This is a genomic window from Paraburkholderia sp. GAS41 (assembly GCF_050436545.1).
Taxonomy (GTDB): domain Bacteria; phylum Pseudomonadota; class Gammaproteobacteria; order Burkholderiales; family Burkholderiaceae; genus Paraburkholderia.
In genome coordinates, this window is record NZ_JBNDMK010000008.1 from 187058 (window position 1) to 205457 (window position 18400).

Sequence of the window (18400 nt, forward strand, 5' to 3'; positions counted from 1 at the left end):
GTACGCCTGAACACGCATGGATGGGTCATCCGGATGTCGTCTGTTTCCTACGATCGAGAAGATATCGCGAAGTGGCTTGGGGCGAGAACCGTCGCCAAGGCGCGCGAGTACGTCGACGCGGTCTCCAATCTGCGCTGGGAAAACAACACGCTGAGCGGCGAAGTGCAGGGCACGCAGCGCCATCCGTACGTGGTGGATGTGCAGTTTCATGACATCGGCGACGACCTGTGGGTCGAGGGCGATTGTTCCTGCCCGGTCGGTTTTCAGTGCAAGCATATGGCGGCGCTTCTGATCGCGGGCCTGGAAGACTCCGGGCAGCAGACCGGCGTGCGACCCGAACTGGTCCGGTGGCTGGAGACGTTCCGCGCGCGCGCTGAAACCGACGCGCCCACCCGAGTTCCGGCAAACGCAGCGGCCACTCACGTGCTGGCCTACCGGCTTGGCTGGTCGCGTTACCAGCAGCGTCACGAAATCCAGTTGTTCAAGGCGCGGCTTGGCGCCGACGGCGAGGTCCGTGCGATCGACGAGCCGTGGAGCAATGTCGAAGCAGCCCTCATCAAGCCGCCCAAATTTGTTTCGGACGACGATCTGGTGATCCTGCGCAGCTTGTGGCTGGGCCATTCGCGCGAGAATCACGGGCATTTCGTTTTGCGCGGCGCCAACGGCGGCGAGGTGCTGCACAGGTTGATTGCCACTGGCCGGTTGTTTGCCGTCCAGGCAGGGGACTTGGTTACGCGGGGCACGCCACGCGCGCTCACGATGGGCGCGGCGCGGGCGGGCCAGATTGGCTGGGAAGCGCAATCGGACGACCGGCTGAGGCCGGTGCTGCGCACCGAACCGCCGGCCGCGATGGTGCTGGCGACCGAGCCGGTCTGGTACGTCGACGCGGCCGCCGGCGAAGCCGGCATTGTCGAACTCTCGCTGCCGTTCCAGCAACTGCCCGACTACCTCTCCATGCCGCCCATCTCGCTCGCCGAGGCGCCGCTGGTGGCCGCGGTGCTGCGCGAGGTCGCGCCCGATCTGCCGTTGCCGCCCGCGCTCGATAGCGGCAAGGTGCGCGTGATCGACACCGAACCGGTGCCCGTACTCGCGCTCAACACCTTGCCGATGGCTGTCCTCGGTGTCGGCAAGGCCACCCAGCACAGCCAGTTGCTGGACTTTGCCGCAGTCAGCTTCGACTACGAAGGGGTGAGTATCAAGGCCGAAAGCCGCGCCACGCTGGTGCCGCTGCCTGGCGGCAACGTGATCCATATCCGGCGCCGCTATGACACCGAAAAGCAGCGCCTGCTGGAGTTGCGCAAGACCGGCTTGCAGGTGATTCCGGCGAGCAGCGCGTATTCCCGGCAGACGCTGCCGGAGACGTTACTCGCGTTGCCGGAAGTCGACGCGTGGCCGGAGTTCGTCGACGACGCGTTGCCCGCGCTCGACAGCAAAGGCTGGCGCGTGACGATGGCGTCGACGTTCCGTCATAACGTGATTGAAATCGACGCCATCGAAGGCACCGCGCGCCAGGCCGGCGATGGCTGGTTCGACCTCGAAATGGGCATCGCGGTGGGCGCTCGCACGGTGCGTCTCGAGCCGTTGCTGGCGGGTCTGTTCCGGCGCGACCGGCGCTGGCTGAGCGGCGCGCTGGAAACGATCGACGACGAAGAAGACATCGACCTGACCACCGACCGCGCCGAGCGTCTGCGGTTGCGGGCCGGCCGGCTCAAACCCGTGGTGCGCGTGCTGGTCGATCTGTTCGACGGTCTGGGCAGCTGGAAAGGCGACGACAACATCAGGATTCCTGAGCTTGACGCGGGACGCCTTGCCGCACTCACCGACACGGGCCGCTGGGAGTTTCAAGGCGACGACTCGATCCGTCAGTTGGCGCAGCGTCTGCAGGACGGCGCCGGTGTCAAGGAGGCGGCGGTGCCGCGCGGGTTGCAGGCCGAATTGCGCGCGTACCAGCATCAGGGGCTGAGCTGGATGCAATTCCTGCGCGAGCACAACCTGGCCGGCATCCTCGCCGACGATATGGGTCTCGGCAAAACGGTGCAGACGCTGGCTCACGTGCTGGCGGAAAAGGAAGCCGGGCGCCTCGACCGGCCGGCGCTGATCGTCGTGCCGACGACTCTCGTGCATAACTGGCGCGAAGAAGCGCAGCGCTTTGCGCCGGACCTGAAGGTGCTGGATCTGAACGGACCGCAGCGCAAGGAGCGCTTCGAACTGATCGGCCAGCATGAGCTGATTCTGACCACGTATGCGTTGCTGTGGCGCGATCATGCGGTGCTGTCCGAGCACGACTATCACCTGCTGATTCTGGACGAAGCGCAGTACGTGAAGAACGCCACCACCAAATCGGCGACGGCGATTCGCGACCTGCGGGCGCGGCATCGCCTGTGCCTCACCGGCACGCCGCTCGAAAATCACCTTGGCGAATTGTGGGCACAGTTCGATTTTCTGCTGCCGGGTTTTCTCGGTACGCAGAAAGACTTCACCAAACGCTGGCGCAATCCGATCGAGCGCAACGGCGACGGCGTCCGCCGCGAACTGCTGGCGCGGCGGATTCGTCCCTTCATGCTTCGGCGCCGCAAGGACGAAGTGGCGAAAGAACTGCCGCAGAAAACCACCATCGTGCGCACCGTCGATCTGGAAGGCGCGCAGCGCGACCTCTACGAAATCGTTCGTACAGCGATGCAGGCGAAAGTGCGTGATGCCGTGAACTCGCAAGGGCTCGCCCGCAGTCACATCATCGTGCTGGACGCGTTACTGAAGCTGCGGCAGGTGTGCTGCGATCCACGTCTCGTGAAGCTCGAGAAGGCGGCGCGCGTCAAGGAGTCGGCCAAGCTCGAACTGCTGCTGGCGATGCTGCCGGAACTGATCGAAGAGGGCCGCCGCGTGCTGCTGTTTTCGCAGTTCACCGGCATGCTGGAACTGATCGCCGCCGCGCTCGACAAGGCCGCTATCCCGTACGTCACGCTGACCGGCGATACGGCCGATCGCGCCACACCGGTGCATCGCTTCCAGCGTGGCGAAGTGCCGTTGTTCCTGATCAGTCTGAAGGCGGGCGGAGTGGGTCTGAACCTCACGGCGGCGGATACGGTGATTCACTACGATCCGTGGTGGAACCCGGCGGCCGAAAACCAGGCAACGGATCGTGCGCATCGTCTGGGCCAGGACAAGCCGGTGTTCGTCTACAAGCTGATCGCGGCGGGCAGCATCGAGGAGAAAATCGTCCGGCTGCAGGAGAAGAAGGCCGCGCTGGCCGATAGCATCCTCTCCGAAGACGCGGCGGGAATGGTCAAGTTCTCCGATGACGATCTCGACGCGTTGTTCGCGCCAATGCCGGAGATCGCGAGGGCAAGCAAACGATGAAGCGCTATGTGGCTCTGTTACGCGCCGTCAACGTGGGCGGCACAGGCAAACTGCCGATGGCCGAATTGCGGGCGATGTGCGAGTCGCTTGGGTTTGCCGACGTGCGGACCTATATCGCGAGCGGCAACGTCGTCTTCGCTAGCAAGCTGTCCGAAAAGACGGTCAAGACGAAGCTTGAACGTGCTCTCGAAACCTACGCAGGCAAGCCGGTTGGGGTGCTGATCCGAACTGCGGCGGAACTCGCCGCCGTGCTCGACGCCAATCCCTTCAAATCCGCCGCGCCGAACCGGACCGTGGCGATCTTTCTCGACGCAGCGCCACCGGCGGATATGTCGAGCGGCGTGAGCGGCCAGCGGACGGAAGAAATCGCGCCGGGCGTGCGGGAGATCTACGTGCACTACGCCGATGGAATCGCGAACTCGAAGCTGAAAATCGCGGCTGCGAAAAACGGCACGGCGCGCAATATGAACACGGTGGCAACGCTCGCGGAGTGGGCCACGTCTAGTTAGCGATGCTGATTGTTCTGGAATCGTCATTTGCGCGACGCCCACGACAAGGGTCGTAAAGACGAGCGGCGCGACGATCATCTTGATCAGGCGCATGAACAGCTCTGTCACCAGCGCGAAGGAATCGGACGCAGCCTTGATGCTGTCGGAGTCCGTGAACAGTTGATTACACGCGTATCCTGTGGCGTTTCCCAGGACCATACCAATCACGATCCAGGTCGTCAGTTTCATTCGCTTCATTGAACGCATCCTTCTTTATGCACGTGACGTGCTAGCTGAAAAACCATAGGCGGCGCCAATTTACTGAGGCGCATCAGGCGTAGCAAGTGCAAGGAAAACCCTGGTGTGACAACAGGTCGCAGTGGAGAAAGAGGTGTTTTGCGGTCTGTACCTTCAGGCGATACGTCATCTTTTCGTTGATGGCCTAGATGCGCGATATGCACGGCAAGAACGAAGGAGTGCGTCGGCAACTTGCGAGACGTGCAATGCATGCCGGATGCGGGTGTGAGAAAAACTCGAGCTACGCGAGTAAGGACGCCTTGAGGACGACACCGTTTGATGTCAGAGGGAGAGCGTCATGTGAAGGATGACGCTACGCGAGCAGGTGAATGTGCTCGCACGTATTGCGGCCATGCGCTGCAACGCGCGGTACATGTAGCGTCATATGGCAAGCCGGCACCGGCACCGACGCGCATCGCGTAACAGGTGTACTGTACAGCCAGGCCTCACGCAGCAACTTCCAAACCCTTGCGCTGGAGACGCGCTCAACCCACGGGCAAGCACCGGTCATAGAACCCACCCGTGTCGACAGCATTTACTTTGTGACTACCACTCTCATGGAAAAACGGGCACTTATCATTGGCGCAAGCGGGATCGTCGGCAGCAATCTGGCCGATCAATTGCTATCGACCGGGTGGACCGTTTCCGGTCTCTCGCGTGGGCGCACGGCGATGTCGCCGGCCGTCGAACCGATCGTCGCTGATCTGACCTCTGCCGCCTCGGTAAGCGAGGCGCTGGCAGGAAAGCACTTTAGCCATGTCTTCTTTACGGCGTGGTCTCGCCAGGCCACCGAAAAGGACAACATTCGTGTGAATGGCGCGATGGTGCGTCATGTACTGGACGCGGTTGGACCGTCGGGCATCGTATCGCACGCAGCGCTGGTCACGGGTCTGAAGCATTATCTCGGACCGTTCGAAGCGTATGCCACGGGCGGCGTGCCGATTACGCCGTTTCGCGAGGAACAGGGCCGTCAACCCGTGGAGAACTTCTACTACGAGCAGGAAGACCGGCTGTTCGAAGCGGCGCAACGGTATGACTTTGGCTGGAGCGTGCATCGCCCGCACACCATCATCGGCTTCGCAATCGGCAATGCGATGAATATGGGCGTGACGCTCGCTGTCTACGCCACGCTTTGCAAACAGACAGGCCAGCCGTTCGTGTTTCCGGGCTCTGCCGCGCAATGGAACAGCCTCACCGACATGACCGATGCCCGGCTTCTCGCGCGTCATCTGGAATGGGCGGCCACCTCCGGCAATGCGCGCAACGAGGACTTCAACGTCGTCAACGGTGACGTGTTTCGCTGGAAGTGGCTGTGGCCGCAAATCGCCGCTTACTTCGGTATCGAGGCGGTGCCGTTCGACGGTGAAGTACGTCCGCTCGAAGCGCGCATGCAGAACGCCGCGCAGGCATGGTCGGACATCGCGGCGCGCTTCGACCTGAAGGAAGCGGATCTCAGCAAACTGGCGTCCTGGTGGCATACGGACGCCGATCTTGGCCGCCCCATGGAAGTGCTCACGGATATGACGAAGAGCCGCAAGGCCGGCTTCCTCGATTATCAAAGCACGCCCGATGCGTTCCTCGCGCTATTCGACCGGCTCAAGGCCGAGTGGATCATTCCTCGGTGATCGGATGAGGCCCGTACCTCACCCGAACCCTTGCGCTACAGGGCCATCAGCATTTCGGGAGTGAGTGCCACGGTCTCGCCGGTTCGCGCGGAACGTGTCGCCGCCTCCGCGCAGGCGAGCGCCGCGATTCCGTCGCCGAGGACTACTACGTTTTGCAACGCAATCGCGTCCTTGAAGTCATCGATCAACTGGCCAAGCAACGCCAGATCAGAACGATTCCCTCTCCGGCGGTGCCCGGATACCACGACCTGATCCACCTGTTGAGCGAGCATCTCGAAGCGCTGTTGTTCGACGGGACCCAGGACCTTCGAAAGCGGATGGCCCGGCTGCAGAGCGCATGGGATCGGGCAGGGCGGCGACGCAAGCGGCGCCCTCGTTAAGGCGTGATAGCAAGGTTTCCTATTGGGCGTAGCGCTGTGTGCGGCGGGGCACGCTGACGAAGCGGACCGCGCGTCCATTCATATCGGCAGTCTGAACCGTTGAGACTGTTCCGTCTAGCAACACCTTTCGTGAGGACTGTTCCGCAATGGAGCGTCCCATGCCACGAGCACAGCACGCGGCAGGCAGCGCGCACGGCATGCATGGAAGGGGGCCGTCCAATGCATACGGTATTCGCGGCACAACGTCCGCCGATGGCACGCGACTTGCCTTGAAGAGGCGGCAGCGTGTCTGCAGGGACCAGGCGAATCGCGTCGCGGCAAAGCATCGCGTTGGCAACTCAACAGCAATCATATTGCGTGGGAGCAGAGTGGGCCATGCGCCGACTTCGATCCACACAGGAGACAGGCATGAAAATACGTTTAGCTTCGGCGACGCGGCCCACGACGCTCGCCATGAGCGTCGCGCTTGCCATCACGATGGCATTGGGCGCAGCGTCCGCCACCGCCGACGATTACCCGGCGGTCACCTATGAGCGTTTAACCGCAGCGCAGAGCGATCCCGGCTGGCTGACCTACTATCGCAGCTATAACGGCCAGGCGCATTCACCACTCAAGCAGATTGACACGTCGAACGTGGGAAAACTCAAGCAGGTGTGGAGCTACAAATTCCCTGCCGATCTTCAGCAAGGCTTCGAGGCCACGCCGATCGTCAACGGCCGGTTCTTGTTCGTCACCACCCCAAAGGACAACGTCTACGCGTTCGACGCCGCGACCGGCAAACCATTGTGGAAGTACGAGCCTAACCTCGGCGCAGAGTCGTTCAAGACGGCATGCTGCGATGTGGTCAACCGCGGCGTGGCGTTGTATGGGAAGAATGTCTACGTCGCCATGCTCAGCGGTGACGTTGTTGCGCTCGACGCGCAGACCGGCGCGATGGTATGGAAAAAGCAGATGTTCGAGCCGGGCCTTGGCTATGCATTCTCACTTGCGCCACTTGCACTGGACGGAGCGCTCGTGGTGGGCAGTTCGGGCGGCGAATATGGTGCGCGCGGCTTCATCGCCGCGTTGAGTCCGGACGACGGCTCGGTGCAATGGAAGCGCTTCACGGTACCGGCAGCCGGTGAGAAAGATGCCGACACCTGGCCGAAGGGCATGCAGGACCATGGCGGTGCGCCCGCATGGCTGACCGGCACCTACGATCCGGGATCGAAAACGCTATACTGGGGTGTCGGTAATCCCGGGCCGTGGCTCGCCGATCTTCGCCCAGGCGACAACCTGTATTCCGACTCGCTGCTCGCACTCGATCCGAAAACCGGCAATCTGAAGTGGCATTATCAGTACACGAAGCACGATACCTGGGACTACGACGGAGTGAACACACCGGTGCTCGCCACCATCAAGTACCAGGACAAGGACTACGACGCCATCATCCATGCGGATCGAAACGGCTACTTTCATGCGATCGATCGCAATACGGGCAAGCTCATCTACGCCAAACCATTCGTGACAGCAAGTTCGGTTACCGGCTATTCCGCGGATGGCGTGCCGGTCCAGGACGCGTCGAAGTATCCGAAGGCAGGCACGACGATCGAGACGTGTCCGAGTTTCCTCGGCGGCAAGAACTGGTGGTCGGTTTCATACGATCCGGAACGCCACCTGGCGTTCGTTCCTTCGTTGCATGCGTGCATGTCGTTATCCGGCAAGTCGGTCAACTATATGGAAGGACTGCCCTACCTCGGTGAGGGCTTCGAAATCAAGCCGGAACCCGGAAGCAAGGGATACGGCGAATTGCAGGCTATTGACGTCGACACGGGCAAGAAGGTCTGGAGTCACTGGACCAAGCTGCCGTGGAATGGCGGCGTCGCGACGACGGCGGGTGGACTCGCGTTCAGCGGGTCGCTCGACGGCCACCTTTACGCATTCGACGAAGCCACCGGCAAGGTGTTGTGGCAGAGTCCGAAGCTCGCGAGCGGCATCGTGGCACAACCTTCGGTGTTCGAAGTCAATGGCAAGCAATACGTAGCGATCCTGGCCGGCTACGGCGGCGCCAATCCAATCTGGGGCGGCCCGATGGCCAAGGCTGCGGAGAAGGTGCCGCGTGGCGGGACCTTGTACATATTCGCGCTGTGAACCACGTTTGATCGTCGCAGTGTTGCCACGGTGATGTGTACGTCCTATGCACGTCGTAGGCATGGATACACGCCGTGGCAACCCAGGCATTTCTCGGAAGCATGACCATGAAAACTCGACTCCATTCTCTTTCGGCCTGCCTTCTGCTGGCAGGCGGCGCATTGCTGCCGCCCGGCGCGATAGCGGGCATCCGCGTATGCACGTTCCCAGGCAGTCCATCGACGGCCCTCGACCAGGCGGTCACGCGCGAAGCGTTCAAAACTGCAGGAATTGCCGTATCGCTTGCACCGGGCGGGTTCGCGGGCAGTGATGACGATGGTGTCTCGCTGAAAGAGCTCAACCAGGCGTTAGACCGGAACTGTGACGTGATCGCCGGCTTTCCGCGCTCGTCCGTGGCCGATGGCTCGGGTAGCAAACTGCGCTTTTCGCAAGGCTATTTGCGTTCAGGATATGTGAGCGTGAGCAACATCGATGCGTCCGGCAAGACGGGACCGGTGGATGTGATCGCAGCGACCTACGCGAGTCCCGCGCAACTGATTGCGGTCCAGCAACACGACGTCACACTCGATCTGGAAAACACACCAGAGGCCACCGTGGATGCCGTGGTGAGCGGTCATGCCGGGCGCGCGATCGTCTGGTATCCGGCTGTAGTGGCGTATACGCTCGCGCGTCCTCAGCAGCACTTCGCGGTAGCGAGTACGACCTCACCGTATGCGGACTGGCACCTCGTCTTTGCGTTCGGATCGGCACATGCAGCGTTGCAGCAACGAGTCGATGCCGCGCTGGCGCGAATGACCGCAAGCGGCAAGCTGGCAGCATTGACGCGGCAATGGCTATTGCCCGACTCTGCCGAGGCAGCACAGACACCGGCCGGGCAATTCGCGTTTCTGGACGGGCCGTCGCATCTCTCAGGAAGGCGTCTCTTCCTGACGGCGCGTGCACAACTGCCCATGCGAGGCGGGGGTTTCATCAAGGTCGACGCAGCCGCGGGCGGCGCCGCGCCCACCTTCGATCGAACCCAGGTGACGCACGGCAAGATGCTCTACGCCGGCGCGTGCGCCAAATGTCACGGTGCGAACCTGCAAGGCGTCAACGCGCCCGCATTGCGTGGGCCTGCATTTGCACCGGCGGCCAATGCGCATCTGACGATTGGCGGGATATTCGGTTATATGACGACGAACATGCCAGCGGATCGCCCCGGTAAATTGAAGCCCGAGGAGTACGCCGACATCATGGCGTTCCTGTTGAACTCGAACGGTTATGGCGCAGGCAACGCGAAGCTGACTCCGGACATGGCGAAAGCATCGTCGACGCCGCTCAACGCGGGGACTTCGCAGTAAGATTCGGGATCCTGACCGATGGTGGGCGCGGGCTGTTTGCCGCGCCCATTTTGCTTTTTCAGTTCACCCAGCCGCACTGATGTGCATGATCGATGAAGCGGTAGACGTCCGCAGCCAGATCGGAGGCACTGAACAGATCCTCCAGTTCATCGATGATGTCGTCCAGTTCATGGGCTCCGTCGCAACGCGCAAGAATTTCCCCGGCGCTGGGATTGAGCCTCACGGTGCCCTCCGGATACAGCAACACGTAGGTCTCCTCGGCGGGTTCCCACTGCAAACGAACCAGCTGGTGAAGGCAGGGGCGGGTGGGGGCGCCGGAGCCGGTGTCGAGCGAACTCATTCCGGATAGACCCTCGAACGGGCATCCAGCGCTGAGAGCGGGACGTCGGGTTTGATTGGTATATTCATGGCTGTTTTCATGCAAGGTATAGGCCGGTGAATTAGCCGTATTCCGGGTGCTCCAAAACGGCGCATTGTTCAATCTCGGAACAGGGGTGTTGCAAAACGCAACACCGATCGCGCAGCGGCTGGCACACCTTCACGCGCCGTGACACATCCAACAGCCGGGCGTGCGGCGGCCTCTACAGGTCGTCCGCAGACCCGCCCCCGCATGGCATCAGCGGCAGCTTTCTATATACGGTGTTGCGCGAGATGCCCAGTGCACGGGCCGCGGCCGACACGTTGCCCCGATGCTGGGCAACCGCCGCGGCAATCGCGGATGCCGCGACGTCCTGCAGGCTGGCTCCCTGCACACCAGGCGCGGGCACGTCGCCGCGGGTGGGCATCCCTGCCGGGCCTGCTCTGCGAAGGTCTTCGAAAAAATCGTCGGGCAAATGCTCGCGTCGTATCTCGACGTCCGCGTCGACCATGGCGGCCGCCGTGCGCAGGAGATTCCCCAGTTGACGGAAATTGCCCGGCCATGCGCACTGCTCGAAGAGCGTCGTCACCTCGGCTGCGACACGCAGGGGTTGCCCATCCACACCCGCAAGCGATTCGCATTGCAGCATGGTTTCGATCACCCGGGCCAGATCGGTGCGCTCGCGCAGTGGCGGAAGCTTCACCACCAGACCATTCAGGCGGTAGTACAGGTCTTCCCGAAAGCGGTTTTGCGCGATCATTTCGCGCAGATCGCGGTGAGTGGCGCAGATGATCGAGACGTCGACGGGTATCGACCGCGTGGAACCGAGCGGATTGACGAGCCGTTCCTGCAGGACTCTTAACAGCCGAACTTGCAGCGGATACGGCATGTCGCCGATTTCATCGAGAAACAACGTCCCGCCGTTGGCCTGCAGCAGTTTGCCGACAGCCCCCTTGCGGCGTGCGCCGGTAAACGCGCCTTCCTCGTAGCCGAACAGTTCGGATTCGATCAGCGACTCCGGAATCGAGGCGCAGTTGACCGCCACGAAGGCGCCAGAGCGCCGCTGTGACTCGCCGTGGATGGCCTGGGCGAGCAGTTCCTTGCCGGTTCCCGTCTCACCCGTGATGAGGATCGGAATTCCCTTGCCGATGACTCTACGAACCTTGTTGACGACCGCCGCGACCTGCGGGTCGCCGGTGTCGAGGCAACCGAGGCTGGACGGCGTGTTGGCGGGGGCGGAGGTCCGCGGGGCAACCGTGAGAGGCGCCGCCCTGGTCTCGCTGCGTGGTGCGGTTGGCCAGGCGCCTGAATCCGGGATGGCGCGGCGGAATTCGACGTTTGCACACACTTGCGCACCGTTGCTCAGGTGCAGCATCAGGTGCCGGTCACGGTTTGCGCGCAAACGATCAATGAGTTGTGCGCTGGTGAGGCCGAACAAGGACGACAACGTATGGGCGCGCAAGCCGTTCAGCGACATGCCCAACTGGAATTGGGCGCTGCGATTCGCCGAGAGGAAACGCCCGTCGCAGGTGAATGCGGCGATACCCTCCATCAGCGTGCCGAGAAATTCGGGGCGGCCATGGAAGGCGATTTGCAAGGTTTCGCGAAAAGTGTCCGAAAACAGATGGTTCTCGATCATCTGCACGGACATTTTCGCCAATGCCATCGTATGTTGATGGTAGCAACGGTGATCGCCGGTCACATCGAGCACGCCGATCAGATCGCCATACGGATCGAGGATCGGCACGCTGGAGCAGGTGAGGAAGCGGTTCGCTGCCAGGTAGTGCTGATCGCCATGCACGACGGTTGCGGAGCGTTCGGCAATGGCTGTACCAATGGCATTGGTGCCCTGCCGGTCTTCAGCCCAGTTCGCACCCGCCCGCAAGGCCACCTTTTCGGCCCGGCGCAGGAAATCGTCGTCGCCCGTCGAATAGAGGATGAGTCCTTCGGCGTCGGTCAGAACGATCATGCTTTGCGTGTTGACGATCTGTTCCCGCAGCGTTTCCATCACGGGCGTCGCGTGAGCGCACAGGACGCGGCTCTGTTCGAGCTTCAACCGCAACTCGGGTGCGGGCAGCAAGTCATAGTCGGGGCGGCTCGACGAGCACAATCCGAAGGTTTCGGATCGCTCATGCGACTTCTGTATGGATGGGGTGAGCCAGCCGGCTTCATGAGCCGCCAACGGCGTAGCCGCGTGATGAACGTCATCGCGCATTGTCTCCTCCTGCGGGTTGAGTTCCGGTCGTTCGCCGAAACCTCGTAAGTGACGATTAAGCAAATGTCGCGCCAACAACGAGCATCGTTTCAACCAAATTCACCGCAATTACATTAACAACCGCTATTACACCGCCGATAGTATTGAAAGAATCACTACGCTTAGCCGGATAAGAATCAGACCATTGGATGGCAAACCGGCAGTCCAAACCAGAAGGCACTTCTGTCCCCGGCGCAGCATGGCGCGCTCGGACGCCTGGGGTTCTGGACCGGCTACTGGGCGCGCGCGTGATCACCGTGTATTCGAATCAGGACAACATCGAACAACACGTGCTCGAAGCCGACCTCGTGATCGGCGGTGTGCTCGTGCCCGGCGCCGCTGCGCCCAAACTCGTCACGCGCAAGATGGTCGAGGCGATGAGCCCGGGCTCCGTGATTGTCGATGTCGCGATCGACCAGGGCGGATGCTGCGAAACCGCGAAGCCAACGACGCACGCGGACCCCACGTACACGGTTGGCGAAGTCGTCCATTACTGTGTCGCAAACATGCCGGGCGGCGTGCCGCGCACGTCCACTTATGCGTTGAACAACGCGACGCTTCCCTTTGTGCTGCAGATCGCCGACCAGGGCTGGCGCAAGGCGCTGACCGACGACGAACATCTGCGTCGTGGCCTGAATGTCGCGTTCGGCAAGTGACCTGTCCCGAGGTTGCCGAAGCACTGGGCTATACCTGCGAGGACGCTGGTGCCGTCGCTGCTGGGTAGCGAAGGTATCGAGACGAAAGCGGTCGTGCTGCGCCGGGCGATTCACAAACTCAAACTAATGTGTCAACATCCACCGTATGGAACTCCGTAACGTCCCGAACCGCATTCATCATCACGGCCGCAAAACATCGCGCCGTAGTCCGTTACGTCCATAGCAGGGAAGTCGACCTCACCGGTCCAGTTCCATGTGCAAACGACCAAGGCGCCTACGGCGCCTTTTTTATTTTCCTACCGTGAAGAGCCGAGGATGACCGAGCAGATAAGCTATCGACCCGCAACCATCGACGACGTTTTGACTGTCTGCGAACTAGGGCAGATCCTGAACGCGGTTCACCACGAGGCGCGTCCTGACATCTATGCCAACGCCACTGCGGAGTTCACGCGAGACGAACCGCACTGGCTCGCTAGCCTCAAGGGCGAAGATCGAGCCATGTTTCTCGCCGAGCAGGGCAGCACGGCGGTCGGCTTTATCACCGTACAAGTGCTGCGACCGACAAGCCCGCTATTACAGCCACTGAGCGTTGGCCGTATCAATTCAGTGGCTGTTCTGGAGCAAGTGCGGGGACGCGGCGTCGGAAGCGCATTGATGAGGATCGCAGAAGAATGGGCGCGGAAAAACGGCGTCGGCGACATGAGACTGACCGTCTGGGCGTTCAACGAGCAAGCGGTCGAGTTATACCGGGAACTCGGCTATGAGTTGCGTGCGTTCGAGATGGGCAAGGGAATTCAGCATGTCGAAGGAATGCATGGCGTATGAAGCATGCGGCGGTCTGAAACCTCAGAGGCCGTTGCTCGACATGCGTATCTGGATCGCAGCGATCCCACTTCCATGAAACGTCTCCGTGCATGCGGGGCCGCAACTCGTCGAAGCTCGCCAGTCACTCGCCCGCGTTCTTCCGATACTGTTCCGGCGTTGTACCGACGACCCTTCTGAACATCGCGATGAACGCCGAACTCGTGCCATACCCGAGCGTAATGGCGATGTGCTGCACCGTATCGCCGGCGGCGAGCCGTTCGATTGCGTGGGTGAGCTTCAGCCGCTGCCGCCAGTCGTTCAGCGGCATCCCCAGTTCCCGCTGACATTTGCGTTCGAGCGTGCGCGCGGTCATGTGCACCGCCGCCGCGATTTCCGCCGTCGTGCGCCGGTCGCCGGGGCACTCGTGCAGCGACGCCAGCACGCGGTTCAGCCCTGCTGATGCCGCATGCGGTAGATAGTATTGCACGTGATTGTCGGCGTCGAGAATCATGTCGAGCACGACCTGCGCGAGATGCCGGTCCGCGTCGGTCTCCGGCGTGCGGATATCGCGTGCGGCCAGATTGTCGAGCACGGCACGCAGCACCGGCCCGACATTCACGATGCACGCGTGTACCGGCATCCGCGCCGAGCAGGCAAGCGACACGTAAGCCGAGCGATAGATCGTCTCGCCATGCGCAAACGATACGTGCTCGGTATACGGCGGAATCCACAGCGCGTACTGCGCCGGCGACAGATCGATGCTGACCTGACTTATTTCCTGACCATCGCGGGCACCGGTACGCTGGCACGCGCGGCCGAACAGCTCGGCATTTCCCAGCCGGCCGTGACCAAAGCGATCCAGCGTCTGGAGCGAAAGGTGGGAGTAAGGTTGGTCGAACGCACCGCGCGCGGCTCGGTATTGACGGAGGCGGGCAAAATATTCCACGCACGGGTGTCTGGCGTTTCGATGCAACTGGATAGCGCGCTGCAGGAAGCGCGCGATATTGGCGGAGGACACGCGGGTCTGCTGCGCATTGGTGCGACGCCCGCCACTACGAGTTTCGCGCTGCGCGCGCTGTTCCCAACGTTGCTCGTCGAGCGGCCCGCCGCTCGCGTCAATGTGACGACGGCGTTCAGCGACATCCTGCTGGACGCGATCGACAAGCGTGAAGTGGAACTGGCTGTCTGTCCCTTGCCCGAAACATTGGATGCCTCCATGGCGAAGGAGGTGCTCTATGACGATCACTACAGCTTGATGGTTAGCACTACGCATCCTCTTGCCACGCGGAAATCGGTCACGCTACACGATCTGGCGGAGTGCTCGTGGGCCGCGTCCAGTCGACAGGAGTACGCACGTGCGCAGATCGAGCAGGCGTTTGCACAACAGGGCTATCCGCGTATGCGCGTGGTGGCGGAGGCCAACAGTCTGGCCGCGTTGATTCTTATCGTGTCCACGACCCAGCTGGTCAGCTTGATCAACACACGCAGCTTCGACCCAGGCCGCCTGCCGTTCGACATTGCGGTGCGCCCGCTCCAGCTCGACGGCCTGCTGCGGCAGGTTGGACTGATACGAAGGGTCGGTTACCTATCGCCGATCGCCCAGCGCGCGCAGGAGATTTTGCGCAACGTAGCGCGCGAGTTGTAAGCCTGCATGCCTCGATCTGTAGCGGGCAGTTTGGGTTGAACGTTTACGGTTCGGGTCGTCCGGTTTCGAGCGGCTTTCGAGCCGCTTTGCGACGAAGCGTCAAGCGACGCCGCCCAGCTTCAATGCATCCAGAGTCATGTGTGCGCCGAGGGCAAGCAGAATCACGCCCATTGTCCAGCGTTGAGCGATCAGGAATTTCGGCCGACTGGCGAGGAACGTCGCCATGCTGCCCGAGCAGATTGCCACGAAGCCATTGACCGATGCGAACGCGACGATCAGCGACGAACCGAGCACGAGCGATTGCTTGAGAACGCTGCCGCTCTGGTAGTTGATGAATTGTGGCAGGAGTGACAGAAAGATCATCGCCAGCTTGGGATTCAACAGACTGGTCGTGGCGCCCATTGCGAAGAGCCGGTGAGGCTGTTCGCGCGGCAGGGCGCGCACTTCCAGCGGAGAACGGCCGCCCGGCTTCACGGCCTGCCAGGCCAGATAGAACAGATACGCCGCGCCCCCTGCGCCCAACACGCTGGCTGCATAAGGGACGCTCAGAAAAAACGCCGTGATGCCGAACGCGGCGCCAAACATATAAAAGAGGTATCCGAGCATGACGCCCCCGAGCGATATCAGCCCGGCCGTGCGTCCTTGCGCAATCGAGCGCGACATCACGTAGATCATGTTCGGCCCTGGTGTGACCGCAAGCATGCCGCCGACCGCCAAAAATCCGTAAATCGATACCGTACCGTGCATTTTCGCGAGTTCCTTTCAAGCGCTCTTCGTGGGTAGTATCGGTTCGAGGCAAACTCCAGTAAAACGAATTAAACTGAATCCATTGCTCAGATTTTCTGAAGAACGTGAAAAGACTCGATCTGGATGTGCTGGAAATGGTGGTGGCGCTGGCCGATACGGAATCGTTTGCGCGCGCCGCGGAGGCCGTGCATCGGTCGCCGTCGGCGGTGAGCATGCAGATCAAGGCGCTCGAAGAAGCGCTGGGCAAGCCGCTCTTCGTGCGAAGCACCCGCAACGTAGCGATTACCGCAGACGGCAAGTCGCTGCTGGACTACGGCCGTCGCATGCTCGCGATGCGTGAGGAAGCATGGGCGTCGGTCGTTCGCCCCGAGATGAAGGGCCGCGTCACCATCGGCGTGCCTGACGACTTCGCGTCATCGTTGCTGCCGCAGGTGCTGGGGAAGTTCGTGGTGGCTCATCCCCGCGTCGAGATTCGGGTGATTGGCCGGCCCAGCAGCGAGCTCGGCCCATTGCTCAAAGACAACACGCTGGACCTTGCCTACATCACCAGAACGAAAGGCATCGCGGGCGAATTCGTCCGGTTCGAACCGGTGGTGTGGACCGGTTCGCCGGCCAGAAAAGTGTGGCAAGAGCGTCCGCTTCCAATCGCTGTTTTCGCACAGGGCAGTACGGCACGTGCCAATGCCATCAGCGCGCTTCAGCGGGAAAACATCAAATACCGGATGTCGTACGAAAGCCCGAGCCTGTTGGGCCTTGTCAGCATGGTCGAAGCCGGACTGGCAATAGCGCCGCTCGCCAGATGCAGCGTACCGGCGCACCTGGTTCAGCTATCGCAGAACGAAGGATTGCCGCCGCTGGATGACGTCGAGGTCGTCCTTGCGCGCAGTGCCCGGTCCGAGCGGCCGCCCTGCGATTTTCTCGCTGAACAGATTCTGGCTCAAATGAAAGGTTGAGCCGACCGCCGATCAGGATAGAGCAGTTATGAACGGGCAGAAACCCGTGTCCAGGTTCCGGCGAGTCGGCCTTCACAAAAGCGCGATGGCGGGCAAGCGTGAATGCGACTGGGGTTCAATTAGCGGAAGCCGACGGACATCGCGATGTTAATCATCAGGTCGCAGCAGATCGGCAACGGCCAGATTCCTGTTTCAGTCAGCGACACCGGAAAGGGGATTTCCCCGCAGCTCGCGAAACAGATTTTCGATCCATTCCTTACGACGAAACCGCACGGTACCGGCATGGGGTGGCGCATCTGCTGGACGATTGTCGAATTGCACGGTGGGCGCTTATGGGTCGAAGACGCGCCTGAGCGAGGCGCAACCTTTCAATTCACGCTACCCGCTGCAGCGTTGGCCAGCAGATAGGCTCAGAGGGTTCCGGCAGGCGTTGCGTCAAGCTGCGAGATGACTGAACTGGTCCTTTGAGATGACGTCTCGACGGTTGTATTTCCAGGCGCCATTCTCGCGCTTGAGCCAGTCGTCGTAGACGCAAATATACCCATTGATGGCGCCGTCCTTTTTACTGAAGAACTGCAGGTAGCACTTTTGACGAGCATTTTCTCCATCAGCCGAGATAATTTCGTTGGTCGTGAAGTGATACATCGTTCCGAAGGTTGTGGTGCCCGTAGGAACGAAGGCCTTCAATTGCTCGGTGCCGCGTGGTTGTTCCCCTTCGATCGCAGCATTGAAGGCCCCGTCGGCTGTGAAGCAACTCGCCCATTCTTCGGCGTTGCCTTCATCGATCGCGAAGTTGTACTTTGCGTCCACCGTACTGACGGTCGCAAGACTGCGGTCACGCGTGGAGAGGCCCCGCCGCAGCCATAGATTGCCAAAGAGCACGTCGGTCGAGAAATGCACGAGTCCCGGCGCCACGGCACCGAAGTACTGCTCTGCAGTCTCGAGTTGTGCGACAGCCGCCGGGTCGAGGGGAAGCAGGTCAACGGAGGCGGGGGCAAGCTGTGCCGGAGTGATTGCACGGCGCTCGAAGACGGGCTTCGTCGCCTTCACTGCGGCCCGCGCGTTGGCCCAACCCGAATAGAAGGCGAGATGCGTGATGAGCTCGGAAATCTCACCGGGTTCGAGGCCGCTATCGAGCGCCAGATCGAGGTAAAACGGTAATTCAGCGCTCTGGTTGCGAGCGATCAGAACAGCCAGCGTCACGATGCTGCGGTCGCGCGCCGATAGTTGAGGGCGCTTACAGACGTTGCCCAGCAGGACGTCGGTCGTATAGCGTTCGAGCGCCGGTGAGACCGCACGGATACCGTCGAACGCGTCGGCGGATGAGGTGTCAGGTGAGGTTTGCATAGCGAGATTTTTTCGCTTC

General features: G+C 61.6%; 15 protein-coding genes and 3 pseudogenes. 11 read left to right on the plus strand and 7 right to left on the minus strand.

From position 1 onward, the window contains the following. Positions 1-33 precede the first annotated feature (33 nt). Complete coding sequence (locus tag P3T43_RS14125; RefSeq protein WP_429281662.1) at positions 34-3357, plus strand: SNF2-related protein; 3324 nt, start codon at positions 34-36, stop codon at positions 3355-3357. Then, positions 3354-3866, plus strand: a complete 513-nt coding sequence (locus P3T43_RS14130) for a DUF1697 domain-containing protein (RefSeq protein ID WP_429281663.1) — start codon at positions 3354-3356, stop codon at positions 3864-3866. Before P3T43_RS14125 ends, P3T43_RS14130 begins: the two co-directional genes overlap by 4 nt. A gap of 57 nt (positions 3867-3923) precedes the next feature. Here the strand turns inward: P3T43_RS14130 and P3T43_RS14135 are convergent. Further along, positions 3924-4112 (minus strand): annotated as a pseudogene (locus tag P3T43_RS14135) (cation:dicarboxylate symporter family transporter); the annotation flags it as partial. A gap of 587 nt (positions 4113-4699) precedes the next feature. Here P3T43_RS14135 and P3T43_RS14140 point away from each other — a divergent pair. Then, complete coding sequence (locus P3T43_RS14140) at positions 4700-5767, plus strand: SDR family oxidoreductase (RefSeq protein WP_429281718.1); 1068 nt, start codon at positions 4700-4702, stop codon at positions 5765-5767. Between the two features lie 35 nt (positions 5768-5802). On the opposite strand, the gene P3T43_RS14145 is transcribed toward P3T43_RS14140, so the two are convergent. Continuing rightward, the gene (locus P3T43_RS14145; RefSeq protein ID WP_429281664.1) at positions 5803-6039 is read right to left on the minus strand and encodes a hypothetical protein; all 237 of its coding nucleotides are present in this window, start codon (positions 6037-6039) and stop codon (positions 5803-5805) included. A gap of 516 nt (positions 6040-6555) precedes the next feature. On the opposite strand from P3T43_RS14145, the gene P3T43_RS14150 reads away from it, so the two are divergent. Both P3T43_RS14150 and P3T43_RS14155 read left to right on the plus strand, forming a co-directional pair. Then, entirely contained in the window at positions 6556-8277 is a 1722-nt protein-coding gene (locus P3T43_RS14150) for a methanol/ethanol family PQQ-dependent dehydrogenase (protein ID WP_429281665.1), read from the plus strand. A 107-nt stretch (positions 8278-8384) separates the two neighbouring features. After that, on the plus strand, positions 8385-9617 hold the full coding sequence (locus P3T43_RS14155; protein ID WP_429281666.1) for a c-type cytochrome: 1233 nt from the start codon (positions 8385-8387) through the stop codon (positions 9615-9617). A gap of 58 nt (positions 9618-9675) precedes the next feature. Here P3T43_RS14155 and pqqD read toward each other — a convergent pair whose 3' ends face one another. Beyond that, positions 9676-9957, minus strand: a complete 282-nt coding sequence (pqqD, locus tag P3T43_RS14160; RefSeq protein ID WP_429281667.1) for a pyrroloquinoline quinone biosynthesis peptide chaperone PqqD — start codon at positions 9955-9957, stop codon at positions 9676-9678. Between the two features lie 241 nt (positions 9958-10198). Next, positions 10199-12190, minus strand: coding sequence for a sigma-54-dependent Fis family transcriptional regulator (locus P3T43_RS14165; protein WP_429281668.1), 1992 nt, complete (start codon positions 12188-12190; stop codon positions 10199-10201). 263 nt (positions 12191-12453) lie between these two features. Between P3T43_RS14165 and P3T43_RS14170 the strand changes: the two are divergent. Both P3T43_RS14170 and P3T43_RS14175 read left to right on the plus strand, forming a co-directional pair. After that, positions 12454-12953: pseudogene (locus P3T43_RS14170) on the plus strand (alanine dehydrogenase); the annotation flags it as partial. A gap of 247 nt (positions 12954-13200) precedes the next feature. Then, positions 13201-13710: an N-acetyltransferase family protein gene (locus P3T43_RS14175; RefSeq protein ID WP_429281669.1), complete on the plus strand. Its 510-nt coding sequence runs from the start codon at positions 13201-13203 to the stop codon at positions 13708-13710. Positions 13711-13831: 121 nt separating this feature from the next. Here the strand turns inward: P3T43_RS14175 and P3T43_RS14180 are convergent, their stop codons facing one another. Continuing rightward, positions 13832-14329, minus strand: a complete 498-nt coding sequence (locus P3T43_RS14180; RefSeq protein WP_429281719.1) for a helix-turn-helix domain-containing protein — start codon at positions 14327-14329, stop codon at positions 13832-13834. A gap of 51 nt (positions 14330-14380) precedes the next feature. Here P3T43_RS14180 and P3T43_RS14185 point away from each other — a divergent pair. Continuing rightward, positions 14381-14566, plus strand: a pseudogene (locus tag P3T43_RS14185) (helix-turn-helix domain-containing protein); the annotation flags it as partial. A gap of 90 nt (positions 14567-14656) precedes the next feature. Further along, a complete protein-coding gene (locus P3T43_RS14190) occupies positions 14657-15334 on the plus strand; it encodes a LysR family transcriptional regulator substrate-binding protein (RefSeq protein WP_429281720.1) in 678 nt (225 codons plus the stop codon). 99 nt (positions 15335-15433) lie between these two features. Here the strand turns inward: P3T43_RS14190 and P3T43_RS14195 are convergent, their stop codons facing one another. Next, the gene (locus P3T43_RS14195) at positions 15434-16081 is read right to left on the minus strand and encodes a LysE family translocator (protein WP_429281670.1); all 648 of its coding nucleotides are present in this window, start codon (positions 16079-16081) and stop codon (positions 15434-15436) included. Between the two features lie 104 nt (positions 16082-16185). Here P3T43_RS14195 and P3T43_RS14200 point away from each other — a divergent pair, with 104 nt between their 5' ends. Next, complete coding sequence (locus P3T43_RS14200; protein ID WP_429281671.1) at positions 16186-17034, plus strand: LysR substrate-binding domain-containing protein; 849 nt, start codon at positions 16186-16188, stop codon at positions 17032-17034. Positions 17035-17178: 144 nt separating this feature from the next. Next, entirely contained in the window at positions 17179-17442 is a 264-nt protein-coding gene (locus P3T43_RS14205; RefSeq protein ID WP_429281672.1) for an ATP-binding protein, read from the plus strand. A gap of 27 nt (positions 17443-17469) precedes the next feature. Here P3T43_RS14205 and P3T43_RS14210 read toward each other — a convergent pair whose 3' ends face one another. Next, positions 17470-18381, minus strand: coding sequence for a carboxymuconolactone decarboxylase family protein (locus P3T43_RS14210; RefSeq protein ID WP_429281673.1), 912 nt, complete (start codon positions 18379-18381; stop codon positions 17470-17472). Positions 18382-18400: the final 19 nt, after the last annotated feature.